The organism is Cupriavidus pampae (assembly GCF_914271485.1).
Classification (GTDB): Bacteria; Pseudomonadota; Gammaproteobacteria; order Burkholderiales; family Burkholderiaceae; genus Cupriavidus; species Cupriavidus pampae.
The window spans coordinates 59,252-73,802 of the sequence record NZ_CAJZAG010000003.1 but is presented as its reverse complement, the minus strand read 5'-3'; the positions used below and the strand labels follow the sequence as shown (position 1 = coordinate 73,802).

Here is a 14,551-nt window from a genome sequence, read left to right as displayed (position 1 = left end):
CCGATCCGGGGCAGTTGCCCCGGAGGGCTCGCATTGCGCGGGAGGCGCTGCCTTGAACGATTCGATGTCCGTCATGCAGGATGTGTTCGTCAGAGACGTCTTTGACTATGCGGGCGCGATCGCGGGCTGCGCGGCGCGCGACGGGGACGCGCTGCGCCGTCTCTACAATCATGCGTCGCCTTACCTGCTGGGTGTGGCCTTGCGTATCGTGCGCGATCGGCAGACCGCGGAGGACGTGCTGCACGACGCGTTCGTGAAGATCTGGACGGCGGCGAGTACCTACGATGGTGCGCGCGGTGCCGCGCGGGGCTGGCTGTTCAGCATCGTCCGGCATGAAGCGCTCAATGTGGTGCGCAGTCGCATGCGATTGGTGACACCGGATGAGGATGCCGCCGAGGCGATCGATGCGGAAGCCTCGATGGCGGCGTCGGTCGGACGTGCCGATCCCGGCGAGACGCGCGTGCTGCTCGGCCGCCTGAACGACTGCCTCGACCACCTCGATGCACCACGGCGCGAGAGCCTGATGTATGCGTATCTGGATGGATGTTCCCATAGTGAAATCGCGGCGCGCCTCGGTGCGCCACTCGGCAGCGTCAAGGCGTGGATTCGTCGTGGCCTGCAGGCGTTGAGGGAGTGCATGCAATGAAAGCCAGCACGACACCCCCGCCGCATCCAGATGCCGACGATCGTGGCGGCGACGACGAGCTCGATCGTCTGGCCGCCGAGTACGTGCTGGGCACGTTGTCCCATGCGAGCCGGCAGGGCGTGGAACGTCGCCTCGCGACCGATACGCGCCTTGCCGAGCGCGTGCAGGCATGGGAGACGCGCCTGCATCCGATGACATCGCTGGTGGCGCCGGTAGAGCCGGCGCCCGCCACATGGCCACGAATTGCCGAGAGCGTCGGCTACCGTGTGCCGCCGCCAGTGCGCGCCGACCGGGGGCGGACGCGCTGGTGGTTGGCACTCCCCGTATGGCGCGGGTTTGCGCTGGGCGCGACGGCCTGTGCGGTGGTACTTGCGGTGCTGCTCGGTCGGCAGATCATGCAGCCGCCGCCCGCGCCGCGCTATGTGGTGGTGCTTGCGGAGCCGCGCGACAAGACACCGGGCTGGCTGATCCAGGCGAGCACAGACCGCAGGATCACGCTGATTCCGCTCGGCGCGCAAGCCGCGCCGCCCGATCGCGCGTTGCAGTTCTGGACCAAGGGTGACGACTGGGCCGGACCGGTTTCATTGGGACTCGTGCAGGCAGGACAGCGCGTGGAAATTCCGTTCGACAAACTGCCTGCATTGCAACCGAACCAGTTGTTCGAGATCACCCTGGAGCCGGCGACGGGCTCGCCGATTGGCAGGCCTACCGGGCCGATTCTTTATATCGGCCGCGCATTGAAGGTCAGCTAGCCGCGCCACCATGCGCGCGGTTCTTCGCCAGATACACCTCGTGCAGCGTGATCTTGCGCACTTCGGCCTGACTGGTGCCGATATGCGAACGCAGCAGGCGCGTGGCTTCGTCGGTGCGGTGGGCGAGGATCGCGCGGAGGATCGCCGCGTGCTCGTCGTAGGTGGCATCCACGCGCGCCTGACGTGTGAAGTCGAGGCGGCGCACGATGCGGATGCGTTCAGTAACTTCGCGATGCACGCGCGCCATTTCCGTATTGCCGGCAACGTCGAGCAACGCGCAGTGGAACGCTTCGTCGAGTTCGCCGACATGGGCCAGATCCGACAGGCGCAGTTCCGGCGCGACCAGCCAGATCTCGGCGAGTGCGGCGAGCGCGGTGTCCATGGTCTCGCGATCCATGGTGCAGACGCGACGTACGGCTTCGGTTTCCAGCAACTGGCGCAACTCGTAGAGCTCGTCGAGTTTGCTGAAGTCGAACGGCAGCACACGCCACCCGGCACGGAAGCTGACGTCGACGAAACCCTCCTGCTTGAGGCGGAACAGCGCCTGCCGCACTGGCGTGCGGGACACGCCGAGGCGCTCGCAGACTTCGGCTTCGGTAAAGCGGTCGCCGGGAATAAGGCGGAAGTCGGCGATGTCGCGCTTGAGCAGCGCATACACGCTGTCCGCGCGCGAGGTGCGCACATCGTCCGCCACCAGGAGATCTTCCGTCATGTTTGACTCGGGGAATGTCGCATCAGTGTACGCTCATCGTGCTCAACGCCGCACCTCGCGCTGGAAGATCTCCAGACTCTGCTTCTTGGTCGTGATGAAACTCGCTTGCGATAGCGTCTCCACGGTACGTGGGCGTGCATCGGTGTAGTCGAGAATTTCCGCGACACGCGTCGGGCGCTTGGTCAGCAACAGGATCTGGTCGGCCAGGTACACCGCCTCTTCGAGGTCGTGCGAGACCAGCAGCATCGTAGTGCCGGTCTGCATAAATACCTCCTGCAGTTTTTCCCGAATAAACAGCGTCATCTCGAAGTCGAGTGCCGAGAACGGTTCGTCGAGGAACAGCACCTCGGGACGCGGTGCGAGCGCGCGCATGATCGACGCGGTCTGCTGCTGGCCGCCGGACAGTTCGTACGGATAGCGATGCAGATCGAACTTGACGTCGAACGATGCCACGAGCTCGGCCACACGGCGATCGACCTCGGCCTTGCTGCGGCCCTCGAGTAGCAGCGGGTAGGCGATATTGTCGATGGTGCGCATCCACGGGAACATCGCCTCGCGATAGTTCTGGAACACGTAGCCGATGCGCGTGTCCTTGAGCGATTTACCGTCAAACAGAATCTCGCCACGATCGATCGGAATCAGGCCTGCGATCATATTGATCAGCGTGCTTTTGCCGCAGCCGTTGGGGCCGAACACCGAAACGATCTTGCCCTTGGGAATATCGAGATCAAAGTTCTCGTACAGCGGCCAGCCGGCAAAGTATTTGGTCAGACCGCGGATGGTGATGTGCGTGCCCGGCGGCCCCGGTCGAAACACGGGTGGTGGCACGTCGGCATGGCGAGCGGGAGTGACGACAGCATTCATGATTTATCTTCCGCTCCAGTGGACGATGCGTCGTTCGATCAGCATGAACGCGATGTTGAGGACGTAGCCCAGCGCACCGGCCGCGAGAATGGCCGCGTACATGGTCTTGACGTTGAGCACCTGCTGCGCGTCGATGATCGCGTGGCCGAGGCCGTTCTCGGAGCCGATGAACATCTCCGCGACGATCACGATGACCAGCGCCATCGACACCGCGGAACGCAGGCCCACGAAACTTGGCTGCAGGCTTTCCCAGATCAGCACATCGCGGAAGATGCGCCAGCGCGAAGCCCCCATTACGCGCGCGGCCATCACGCGTTGCTTGCGCGCGTTGATGACGCCGTACGCGCTGTTGAACACCACGATCAGCACCGCGCCGAATGCGGCGATGGCGATCTTGTTGATATCGGTCACGCCGAAGATCAGCAGGAACAGCGGAATCAGTGCGGAGGAGGGCGTCGAGCGGAAGAGGTCGATCAGGAACTCGACGCTGCGATACGCGCGCTCGTTGCTGCCGAGCAGTACGCCGAGCGGCATGCCGATGACCGCGGCGATGGCAAACGCCTGCAGCGTGCGCGAGACCGTGACGAGGAAGTCGGTGAGCAACGCGCCGCCGGCGAGGCCGGTAGCGAGCGCGATGAGCGTGTCGACCGGGCTCGGCAACAGGATCGCCTTGATCCAGCCCATCCGCACCACCACATCCCACACGATGAACAGCGCGAGCGGTCCCACGAACGGGAGCAGCCGCTCGGCGAACGGGCGCCGTGGCGCGGCATCCTGCGAGGCGGGTGGCGCCCACGAGCGCGCGGGCGCGACAGCAGCGCCCGCGGCGGGTGCATCGGTATGCGAGATCTCGCGCATGATCCTTACCCCTTGTAGATCATCGAATTGACGTCGACCTTGCGCGAGAAGATGCCCTTCTCGGAGAACAGATCGTAGAACTTCTGGAAGTAGGCCGCGTCGCTGGCCTTGAACTCGTCGTAGAACACGTAGTCGGACATCGGCACTTCGGCGGTGAGGTCGCCCTCGATGGCCGTATAGCCCTTGAGGTACGGACGCGCTTCCTGCGGCGATTGCTTGACGAGGGTCACGCCACGCCGATAGGCGGTCATATAGCGCGTGGCCGCATCCTTGTTCTTGCTCAGGAATTCGGACGTGAGGCTGGCCGAACCGCCGTGCCACGGCGCCATCGGATCGCCAAGGATGTAGCGAGCCACCACGCCAGCTTCGATCGTCCGCGTGAGACCCTTGAGGCGACCGACGGTGCCAGTGGGCTCGAGCGTGTAGACGCCATCGATTTGCCCGGATGCGAGTGCGGCCACGTGCTGGCCGATCGGCAACTCGGTCACGCTCATCTTGCCCGCGCCCGCGCGCTCCAGCATGGTCTTGGCCAGCGTGACGTTCTGCACGCCGGGGCCGCACGCCACGCGCTTGCCCTTGAGGTCGGCCACAGTCTTGATCGGGCTGTCCTTGGCGACGATAAATTCCTCGAGCACGTACTTGGCGTTGGTCGGGTTGGTGCAGAAAATCTTGAGCAGGCCCGGCTGCGCGATCTCGCCCAGCGCAAGCGCGGCCGACGCGGTGCCGCTGGCGCTGCCGTCGCAGCGGCCTGACAGAATCGCCTCGATGACCTGCTGCGCGCTGGCAAATTTGAGCGGCTCGACGTCAAGACCCGCTTCCTTGAAGTAGCCCTTCTCGATGGCCGCATAAAACGGCAGCCCCGATGCGACCGGCCAGAAGCCAATGCGCACCTTGGTGGCCCCCTGCGCGCGCACGATGGCCGGTGCCGCCAGCGTTACCACAGCGGCGCCGGTGGCCTTGAGCACGCGACGACGCGTGACGGAAGCGGGGGTGGCAGAGACGGGCGACTTGGGCATCGAGGCTTCCTTGAAGGTTAGGAGAGGGAAATATCCATTCTTGAATCCAAGATTTGCAAGGGACGTGCCAAGGGGTGCACCAACGCGGCACGAAGCGCCGCGATCGATACGAAGTCGTTGAAATGCAAGGGAAATGCGCCAGCGGTCGTGGTGTGGGAACACGCAGAGGCGGGGCGGGGATGGCGCGGGGGCGGCCGATCCACGCCCGACTGCGGTGCGCGCGGCGCACCACAATGGCTTCGGCGCTAACCGATCTTGAGCACGCGGCGTCGGTTGGCGTGGAAGTCCACACCCTCGCGCACGAGCCACGTCTGCACCTCGGCCACCTGGCTGGCCTGCGCGTGCGTGCTGACGAAGTGATATGACGCATTGCTGCGCGCGTGGATGCCAAACAGATCGATCAGACGTCCCGCCGCGATCTCCTCGAGCACGAGTGCGGAGCGGCCCATCGCTACGCCCTGGCCGGCCAGCGCCGCATTGACCGCTAACTGCGACAGGTTGAAGCGCTGCCCCTGATTGGCGGCGCCGTAGCCCGCCTGTTCCAGTTCGACGCCGGCATAGCGTAGCCAACATTGCCATTCGTCGAATTCACCGGCGCCGTCCCACGGGCTCACGTCGTGCAGCAGCATGCCGGGGCGCAGGCCCGATGGGCTGCGCAACTCGGGATGCGCGGCGAGGTACGCCGGACTGGCCACGGGCAGCAGCCATTCCTCGAGGAACATCGTTGCCGCAAGCTCCTGATAGCCGCCGGGATCGAAGCGAATCGCGGCTTCGGTGCCATCGCGTGCCATGCGCGACGGGTCCAGCGCGTGAAATTCGCCATAGACGCGCAGGCCGATGTCGGGATGCTGGCGGAAGAAATGGCCGAGCCGCGGCGTTAGCCACACCATCGCGAACGAAGGCGAACAAGACAGCGACACCGCGCCACGTTCGCGCGGGCGACGCAGTTGCGTCAGCGTGCCTTCGATCGCCTGAAACGACTCGCGCAGCACGAAGCGCAGCCGCTCGCCTTCCGGCGTCAGCACAAGCGTACGCGGCGTGCGCAGGAACAGCGGCCGTTCGAGCCATTGTTCGAGCTGCTTCACCTGCTGACTGACGGCGCCCTGCGTCACGCAGAGCTCGGCGGCAGCCTGCGTGAAGTTGCAGTGGCGCGCGGCTGCCTCAAAACAGCGCAGCCAGCCCAATAATGAGGCAGAAAGTACGTTTGCCATTAGTCAGACTAATGCATGGATCAGTACAAATGGTTTGTGAACCCGTGCCATCGGGACAAGAATAGATCCATCGCGACACCAGATTGACGACGCAGGCCGACGGAACAAGACCTATGACATCCGAGACAACTTCGCCAGAACAAACACTGCTGAACGACTTGCGCGCCGCGCGGCCGCTGCTGTGGACCAATGACGGCCGCAGCGATGCCGCACGCGTCGAGACCGTCGTGGACGGACGTGCCATTAGTCTAGCTGATTCCAATGCGGCACAGGATCGCTTCCTGCGCTTTGCGCCGCTGCTGGCGAAGCTGTTTCCCGAACTGGCAGAGACCGGCGGCCGCATCGAGTCGGGCTTGCACCGTGTGCCCGCGATGCAGCGCGCGCTTGGCCTGGGGCCGGAACAGGGCGCGCTGTGGGTCAAGGCCGACCACAGCCTGCCGGTGGCCGGTTCGATCAAGGCGCGTGGCGGTATTCATGAAGTGCTCGAGTTTGCCGAAACGCTCGCGCTGGAGAACGGCCTGGTGACGCGCCAGAGCGATTACACGGTGCTGGCGCAAGCCCCCGCCCGCGAACTGTTCGCGCGCTACGAGGTGGCTGTGGGCTCCACCGGCAATCTGGGTCTGAGCATCGGCGTGATGGCGGCCGCGTTGGGTTTTCGCGCAACCGTGCATATGTCGGCCGATGCCAAGGAATGGAAGAAGACGCGGCTGCGCGCACGCGGCGTCAACGTGGTGGAGCACGCGGGAGACTATGCCGAGGCCGTGGCCGCGGGCCGTCGCCAGGCGGAACAGGACGCGTACTGCTACTTCGTCGATGACGAGCGTTCGCTGTCGCTGATGCTCGGCTACAGCGCGGCCGCGCTGCATCTGCGCGACCAGTTCGAGGCCGAGGGCATCGTCGTCGATGCCGCGCATCCGCTGTTCGTGTATCTGCCGTGCGGCGTCGGTGGCGCGCCCGCCGGTATCGCATTCGGTCTGCGGCAGATCTACGGCCCCCATGTGTACGCGTTCTTCGCCGAGCCTACACAGTCCCCATGCTTCTTCGTGGAGATGCTGGCACCGGGCAAGTCGGTGTACGACTACGGCCTCGACAACCGCACCGAGGCCGATGGTCTCGCGGTGCCGCGGGCGTCGGACCTTGCCGCCGCGGCGATGGCGCCGATTCTCGCGGGTGGCTACACGGTGGCCGACGAAACCTTGTTCCTCGATCTGCACCGCCTGCGCGTGAGCGAAGGCATGCATATCGAACCTTCCGCGGCCGCCGGCTTCAGCGGCCCGCGCATGCTGACGCGTAGCGCGGCGGGGCAGGCATGGCTCGCGGAGACCGGCCTGACCGCTGCACTGCCGCAGGCCACGCATCTCGTGTGGACCACGGGCGGGTTGTTCGTGCCGCCCGAGGCCTATGCGGAGTTCGCCGAACGCGGTGCGGCCATCGCAGTGCGCGGCGACGACGATATTTCCCCGGCTGGTTGAGCGATCGATCACCGGCAACATTCCAGAACCTGCACGACCCTTGCGGAGAATCACCATGACTCGTACCCCCACGCCGGGCAGCCTTGCCCAGATCGCCCGTGTTGTTGCGTGCGCCGTTGTTTGTGGCACCTCGCTGATGGCGGGCACTGCGCTGGCACAGGCGTATCCCACCAAGCCGATTCAGCTGGTGATTCCGTTCCCGCCCGGTGGCGCGACCGATGTGATCGGCCGCCTGGTCGGCAAGAAGCTTAGCGAGAAACTTGGCCAGTCGGTGGTCATCGACAACCGTCCCGGTGCGGGCACGATTGTTGGAGCAGGTTTTGCGGCCAAGGCCGCGCCCGATGGCTACACGTTGTTCTTGAGCTCGGGCACTACGTTCACGGTGAATCCCGCGATTCATGCGAAGTTGCCGTACGACCCGGTGAAGAGCTTCGAGCCGATCGGCCTGACCGGTCGCACGGGTCTGATCCTGCTGGCGAACAAAGATGTTCCGGTGCATGACCTCAAGCAGCTCGTAGCCGCCGCCAAGGCCGCGCCGGGCAAGTACACGTACGGCACGTTCGGCGCGGGCACCACCGCGCAGTTCGCAGGCGAAATGTTGTTCAACCTCGCGGGTATCAAGCTGTTGCACGTGCCATACAAGGGCAGCGCGCCCGCGATGACCGATCTGATCGGCGGCCAGATCCCGTACACGATCGATACCGTCGCGGCCGCAGTGCCGCAAGTGCGCGCGGGCAAGGTCAAGGCGATTGCGGTGACGACCGCGAAGCGCTCGCAGCTGCTGCCGAATGTGCCGACCGTGGCCGAGGCAGGCTTCCCGGGCATCGACGCGGACACCTGGCTCGCGCTGGTCGCGCCGCGTGGTCTGCCCGCCGACGTGAAGAAGAAGCTCGAAGCCGCGCTGGCCGCATCGATGGCCGATGCCGATATGCGCAAGCAACTGCTCGACGCGGGCTTCGAACCGTCGTATGCCGATGGCGCCGCGGTGTCCGCGCTGATCTCGCGCGAGCTGCCGTTGATGCGCGCCACCGCGCAGCGTGCGAATATCACCGCCGAGTGATAGCCGCTGACCGATAGCCGCTGACTGACCCTGCAAACCACTGATGGAGACAAACCACATGACCACGGATGCCAGCCTGGTATCACGCTCTGCCGTCGAACTGCGCCGCCTGATCGGCAGCAAGGAGATCTCGCCGGTGGAGCTGCTCGATGCCTGCATCGCGCGCATCGAAGCCGTGAATCCGTTTCTGAACGCGGTGACGGCAACGTGCTTCGACCGTGCGCGGGAGGAAGCGCTGGCGGCGGAGCGCGACGTACTCGCGGGCGCGCCGCTGGGCCTGCTGCACGGGCTGCCGCTCGGCGTGAAGGATCTGGAAGCGACCGCCGGCCTGCTGACGACGTATGGCTCGCCGCTCTATCGCGACAACGTGCCTGCCGAAGACAACGTGCTGGTGGCGCGGCTGCGCGCGGCCGGTGCGATTGTCACCGGCAAGACCAATATTCCCGAGATGGGTGCCGGCGCGAATTCGCGCAACGATGTGTGGGGCGCCACGGGCAATCCGTTCGATCCGCGCCTGAACGCGGGCGGCTCGTCGGGCGGGTCCGCGGCGGCGCTGGCGGCCGATCTGTTGCCCGTGTGCACGGGCTCGGATACCGGCGGCTCGTTGCGCATTCCGGCAGCCAAGTGCGGCGTGGTGGGCTTCCGGCCGTCGCCCGGGGTCGTGCCGAGCTCGCGCAAGCTGCTTGGCTGGACGCCGATCTCGGTGGTCGGGCCGATGGGGCGCACGGTGGCCGACGCATGTCTGCAACTGGCGGCATCGGCGGGCGTGTCAGCCTCTGACCCGCTCACGTATGCACTGGATCCGATGTCGTTCCTGACGCCGATGCCGATGGATCTCGGCCGCCTGCGCGTGGGTTATACCGAGGACTTCGGTTGCTGCGATGTGGACAACGACATCCGTCGCGTGTTCCGCGAGAAGATCGCGGCGATGCGACACCTGTTCCGCAGTTGCGATGAGGTCAGCATCGACCTCGGCGACGCGCACAAGTGCTTCGATGTACTGCGCGCGGAGAGCTTTGTCGCGGGCATGCGCGAGGCGTACGAGCGCGATCCGTCGAAGCTCGGACCGAACACGCGTGCCAACTACGAGATGGGCGCGCGCATGTCGCTCGTCGACAGCGCCTGGGCGCAGAGCGAGCAGACGCGCATCCTGCAGCGTTTCCAACGGCTGTATCGCGACTACGACGTGATTCTGTCGCCGACCACGCCGGTATCACCGTTCCCGTGGACCTCGCTTTACGCGGAGTCGATCAACGGCGTGCGGCAGGAGAACTACTATCGCTGGCTGGCGCCGACGTACGTGGTCACGCTGACCACGCATCCGGCGCTGTCGCTGCCGTGCGGGCGCGATCATGCGGACATGCCATTCGGCTTGCAGATCGTTGGCGGCTTCCGTCAGGATCGCGAAACGCTTGGTATCGCGCACGCGATGGAGCAGGCGTTTGCCGTGCTGCCCGCACTGCGGCGGCCGCTGCCGGACCTTGCGAAGCTCGGGCCGGTGGAGCCGTCGCTGACCTCGATCGTCACCGCGCCGCCGGTGCTCGATGCGCGTGTGGGGCAGGGCACCAACGCCTCGGCGGTGTAGGCGATAGAGTGTAGGCGCTACGCCCGGGAATTGCTTTTCACCGGTGCACAGCACGCGCGTATCGCACCCTGTTGCGATGCGCGCGCGTCTGATTTTGGCGACAGCATGCGCGGCTATCGAAAGCTTTTCCGTTTTCCCACGCATTCTGCTTGAATTGCATGGGGCCCTTGCTCGGTGTCCCCGCCGATCCGCATCGCGCCCAGGGGGATTACGATAATGAAAACCATCGTCCTGCCAATCGCAGCCGCGTGCGCTATGTGCACCGCAACAAGCGCGTTTGCCCAGTCCACTGCGAGCAGTGTCACGCTCTACGGCATTGTCGATGGCAGCGTGGAGGCGGTTACGCATTCACCGGGCGGCAATGGCGGGACCGCCGTACGCGTCGCCTCGGACAATATGTCGTCGAATCGCTGGGGCCTGCGGGGGGTGGAAGATCTGGGCGGCGGGATGCGGGCATTGTTCACGCTCGAGAGCGGCTTTACGCTCGACAACGGCCTGTCGGCGCAGGGCAATCGCCTGTTCGGACGCATGGCCTATGTTGGCCTGCAGAACCCGTATGGCGCGCTTACGCTGGGGCGCCAGCAGACCGCGATCTACGACATGTTCGCCGCGTTCGATCCGTTCGGGGTGCCCGCGCGCTATTCACTGGTTTCGGTGGATGCCGCATTCAACGGGCGCGCCGACAATATGGTCAAGTACACCGGGCACTTCGGTGGGCTGACGGCGATCGGCTATTACAGCTTTGGCCGCAACAATGACGGCGAGGTGCCGGGCTCGCCCGAGACGTCGCGCGATGTCGGCGGTGGCCTTGGCTACAACATCGGCAATCTGCAACTGGGCGTGGCGTACGACCAGTACCAGGGCAACACCGAGGCCACGCGCCAGCGCAATGCCAAGCGACTGGCTGCTGGTGCCAACTACACGTTCGGGCAGCTCAAGCTGTTTGGTGGCTACCGCTGGTTGCAGGATCAGGGCGCGGATAGTCCGACGGCGACGGGTTTGCGCACCAACCTCTACTGGCTCGGTGCAACCTACAACCTGACCGGCGCGCTACAGCTCCTGGGCGGGGTGTACTACACCGATCAGCGGCACGGCAATCAGGATCCGTGGCTGGCGATCGTGGGCGCGGACTACTCGTTCTCGAAGCGTACCGACGTTTATACGAAGGTGGCATTCGCGCGCAATCGCGGCAACTCGAGTCTTGGCGTCGGGGGTATTGGGACGGCGGTGCCGGACGAGAATCAGACCGCGGTGACAGTGGGCATTCGTCACCGGTTCTGAACGCCGGTTGAGTGCCAGCCCCGCGCTCAATGCACGAAGCCGCCCTTCACGAATTGCACCGGCTCGCGGTCCATCTCCAGTACCAGCGCCGTCAGATCCTGCTTCGCTGCCACGTTGCCAACCTTGCACAGCAGTTCCGCATCCTCGCCGGGCGCGCCGCGTGCGCGCAGCCAGCCCTGGCGATCGGCGAGCAGCGTGGTGCCAATCACGCGACGTTGCTGTGTGTCGTCGAGGCCGGCGATCCGCGTGAAGACCTGCCACGCGCCCGGTGATACCGCGATGCATGCCGCGCGAAACTGCGGGACATTGCGCAGCGGTTGCGCGTCGCGCGTCACCACGAGCGTCTGGAAGCGTGGGTCTTCAAGCGGCAGCGTCTCCGGTTTGCCATCGGCCAGCGCCACGCGTACACGTTGCGAGCCGCGCCATCTCGCGAGCGTTTGCGGCGGGTTGTTACCGCACTGCACCGACAGATCGGGCAGTCGCAGCGGCACTGGCCAGCTGCCGAACACGGTGGCACCGGTGCCGGCAGAGAGCACGCGCATATAGTCGAGTACCGCCCATGCGTCATCGTCGTCGAGCTCGCCCGCGAATGCTGGCATGGTGATAGCGCCTTGCTTGTCGCGCATGCCATCGAGCACATGCCAGAACATCTCGCCGTCCGCGCGGCGGCCGAGCAATGGACTGACGATGGTCGGCGGCCAGCGCGAGAGGGTCGGCGCGAGCGGCCCTTCACCGCGACCATCGGCGCCATGGCACGCGACGCAGTGCGCGGTATAGAGCTGCTGGCCACGGACGATGGCATCCACCGAGAAATGCGTGGGACTTGCATGGAAGCTTGTGGGCACGGCCGGGCCAAACAGCAGCGATGACGCGGGCCATGGCGCCACTACCAGTGCGAGCGCGCCGACCGCGAGCACGGGCAGACGGCGGCGTTTCCACAGAATGGCCACCAACACGGCCAGCAGTGCAAACACCATCGCCGCTACGCACCATAGCAGTTGCCGCGCAAGGCCGAGATCGATCAGCAGTGTCTCGCCAACGATGCGCTGTGCCCACGGCCATGCGGGCTGGCCGTGACTGTCGCCGGTCAACCCGAGCGCATGCCACACGCGCAGCAGAAAGAGCTGCGCGTGTTCGATGCCGATCAGCAGGGCATTGAGCCAGTATTGCGGTGGCGGGGCATTCATCGTGCCACCGCCGCTTGCCGCCTGTTACCAGCTGGCATCGAGTCCCAGATGGCGTAGCGCCTCGTGGCGCAGTTCGGTCAGCTTAGGGTCACCGCGATGGCGCGGGTAGGGCAGGTCCACCTTGATCTCGGCGGTGATGCGCGCGGGACGTTGGCTGAACACGATCACGCGTTGCGCCAGGAACAAGGCCTCTTCCACATCGTGGGTGACCAGCAATGCCGAGAATCCCGAGCGTTGCCACAGTTCCACGAGCTCGCTCTGCATCGCGAGGCGCGTGAGCGAGTCCAACTTGCCGAGCGGTTCGTCGAGCACGAGCAGGCGCGGATCGTTGACGAGCGCGCGCGCCAGCGCCACGCGCTGCGCCATGCCGCCCGACAGTTGATGCGGAAACGCGCGATCGAACGCTTCGAGCCCCACGCGCTTCAGCGCGGCATCGACACGATGCCGTTGTTGCTTGATGATGCCGCGCGCCTGCAGGCCAAGCGCAACGTTGTCCCACACACGGCGCCACGGATACAGCGTCGGATCCTGAAACACCACGATGCGTGATGGATCGGGCGCGGTGATCGGCGTGCCATCCTGGAGGATCTCGCCCTCGGCCGGTGTTTCGAGTCCGGCCACGAGCCGCAGCAAGGTCGACTTGCCGCAGCCGCTGGGTCCCAGTAACGCGACGAATTCGCCGGGCGCCACCGACAGGTTCACGCCTTCGAGTACGGGCAGGCGTGCGGCACCGTCGCCAAACGCATGGCTGACGTGACGAATGTCGATCTGCGCGCCGACGTTGCCATCGGGTGTGGCTTGGTGGCCGCTGCCAGCGTTTGCTGGCTGAGTCGATGTTGCCGCGATGGCTACCATTTGACCGTGCCTTTCTGCCACGACAGCGCGCGGTCGCGCACGACGAACAGCAATGTGATGACGCCCGAGAACAGCAGCGCCATGACGATCAGCGCCGCATACATGTTGACGTACGAGGCCCAGCCCTGCGCCCACGTCAGATACCACCCGAGCCCCGACTTCACGCCCATCATCTCCGCGGTGACGAGCACCGAGAACGATGCGCCCAGCCCCATGAACAGCCCGACAAACACTTGCGGCAATGCTGCGGGAATCGCCACGCGCAACACGAGGAACCAGCCAGATGCGCCCAGCGTGCGCGCCACGTCGTAGTAGCTCTTGTTGACACTGGCCACGCCGGACCACGTCAGCACCGCTACCGGAAACGCAGTGGCCAATGCGATCAGAAACACCGCAGCCGAGTAGCTCGATGGGAAAAAGTAGAACGTGAGCGGTAGCAGCGCAGTAGATGGCAACGGGCCGAGCACACGCAGCACCGGATGCACCCAGTAGCCGATCAGGCGCGACCATCCGATCGACACACCGACCAGAAAGCCGATCACGCCGCCCCAGGCCACGCCGAGCGCGAGCAGGCGCAGCGTATTGACCACGCTGTCACCAAGCCGACGCCAGTCGTCGATATACACCTCGATCAATGCCTGCGGCGGCGCGAAGAATGGCGTCGGCAGGCTGGCGGTCTTGGCGGTCAGGATTTCCCAGGCGGCCAGTACGACGGGCACGGCAATCAGCCATGGCCCGGCGATATGCAGCGCGGCCACCGCACGCTGCGGCGTGTTACGCGCATTGCGCGTGGTAGGGTGGCTTCCCGTGGTACCAAACACCGCGACCAGCGCAATCAACGCCGCCACAACGAGCGCCGCAACGCCAAGTTCGTCGGTGTACGCCCAGTCGCTGAAGCCCACCACGCGGTTGGGCCACTGCCACGTCAGCAGGCCGAACGCGGCCCATGTGGTGGCGGCCGCCAGGCCGGTCTTCCACACGCGCGCCAGTCCGCGCACGCGGGCCAGCGGCGGCGCGAGCGAAGGCTGCAGTGCCGGTTGGCTTGTTGTCAT

14 protein-coding genes are annotated in these 14,551 nt (G+C 65.5%); 6 read left to right on the top strand and 8 right to left on the bottom strand.

From position 1 onward, the window contains the following. Positions 1-52 precede the first annotated feature (52 nt). A complete protein-coding gene (locus tag LDO41_RS08045) occupies positions 53-646 on the top strand; it encodes a sigma-70 family RNA polymerase sigma factor (RefSeq protein ID WP_318036279.1) in 594 nt (197 codons plus the stop codon). Beyond that, entirely contained in the window at positions 643-1,398 is a 756-nt protein-coding gene (locus LDO41_RS08040; protein WP_223984520.1) for an anti-sigma factor, read from the top strand. Before LDO41_RS08045 ends, LDO41_RS08040 begins: the two co-directional genes overlap by 4 nt. On the opposite strand, the gene LDO41_RS08035 is transcribed toward LDO41_RS08040, so the two are convergent. The 5 genes from LDO41_RS08035 to LDO41_RS08015 form a co-directional block, all read right to left on the bottom strand. Then, positions 1,391-2,110, bottom strand: a complete 720-nt coding sequence (locus tag LDO41_RS08035) for a GntR family transcriptional regulator (protein ID WP_223984518.1) — start codon at positions 2,108-2,110, stop codon at positions 1,391-1,393. The genes LDO41_RS08040 and LDO41_RS08035 overlap by 8 nt on opposite strands. Positions 2,111-2,152: 42 nt before the next feature. After that, a complete protein-coding gene (locus tag LDO41_RS08030; protein ID WP_223984515.1) occupies positions 2,153-2,974 on the bottom strand; it encodes an ABC transporter ATP-binding protein in 822 nt (273 codons plus the stop codon). Positions 2,975-2,977: 3 nt separating this feature from the next. After that, complete coding sequence (locus LDO41_RS08025) at positions 2,978-3,832, bottom strand: ABC transporter permease (RefSeq protein ID WP_223984512.1); 855 nt, start codon at positions 3,830-3,832, stop codon at positions 2,978-2,980. A 5-nt stretch (positions 3,833-3,837) separates the two neighbouring features. Then, positions 3,838-4,848 (bottom strand): ABC transporter substrate-binding protein, encoded by a 1,011-nt coding sequence (locus LDO41_RS08020; protein ID WP_223984510.1) that lies wholly within the window; start codon positions 4,846-4,848, stop codon positions 3,838-3,840. Positions 4,849-5,093: 245 nt separating this feature from the next. Further along, positions 5,094-6,059, bottom strand: a complete 966-nt coding sequence (locus tag LDO41_RS08015; protein ID WP_223984507.1) for a LysR family transcriptional regulator — start codon at positions 6,057-6,059, stop codon at positions 5,094-5,096. A 113-nt stretch (positions 6,060-6,172) separates the two neighbouring features. On the opposite strand from LDO41_RS08015, the gene LDO41_RS08010 reads away from it, so the two are divergent. From LDO41_RS08010 to LDO41_RS07995, 4 genes are all read left to right on the top strand, one after another. Further along, positions 6,173-7,531 (top strand): D-serine ammonia-lyase, encoded by a 1,359-nt coding sequence (locus tag LDO41_RS08010; RefSeq protein ID WP_223984497.1) that lies wholly within the window; start codon positions 6,173-6,175, stop codon positions 7,529-7,531. Positions 7,532-7,667: 136 nt separating this feature from the next. Further along, a complete protein-coding gene (locus LDO41_RS08005; protein ID WP_223986832.1) occupies positions 7,668-8,591 on the top strand; it encodes a Bug family tripartite tricarboxylate transporter substrate binding protein in 924 nt (307 codons plus the stop codon). Positions 8,592-8,649: 58 nt separating this feature from the next. After that, positions 8,650-10,176 carry an amidase gene (locus LDO41_RS08000; RefSeq protein ID WP_223984483.1) on the top strand — a complete coding sequence of 509 codons (1,527 nt, stop codon included), beginning with the start codon at positions 8,650-8,652 and terminating at the stop codon, positions 10,174-10,176. A 216-nt stretch (positions 10,177-10,392) separates the two neighbouring features. Then, complete coding sequence (locus LDO41_RS07995) at positions 10,393-11,457, top strand: porin (protein ID WP_223984481.1); 1,065 nt, start codon at positions 10,393-10,395, stop codon at positions 11,455-11,457. 26 nt (positions 11,458-11,483) lie between these two features. On the opposite strand, the gene LDO41_RS07990 is transcribed toward LDO41_RS07995, so the two are convergent. From LDO41_RS07990 to LDO41_RS07980, 3 genes are read right to left on the bottom strand one after another with little or no spacing between them, the layout of a single operon-like run. Continuing rightward, on the bottom strand, positions 11,484-12,644 hold the full coding sequence (locus tag LDO41_RS07990) for a c-type cytochrome (protein ID WP_223984479.1): 1,161 nt from the start codon (positions 12,642-12,644) through the stop codon (positions 11,484-11,486). A 24-nt stretch (positions 12,645-12,668) separates the two neighbouring features. Further along, positions 12,669-13,499 (bottom strand): ABC transporter ATP-binding protein, encoded by an 831-nt coding sequence (locus LDO41_RS07985; protein ID WP_223984477.1) that lies wholly within the window; start codon positions 13,497-13,499, stop codon positions 12,669-12,671. Then, on the bottom strand, positions 13,493-14,551 hold the full coding sequence (locus tag LDO41_RS07980; protein ID WP_223984475.1) for an ABC transporter permease: 1,059 nt from the start codon (positions 14,549-14,551) through the stop codon (positions 13,493-13,495). The genes LDO41_RS07985 and LDO41_RS07980 overlap by 7 nt, the downstream gene beginning before the upstream one ends.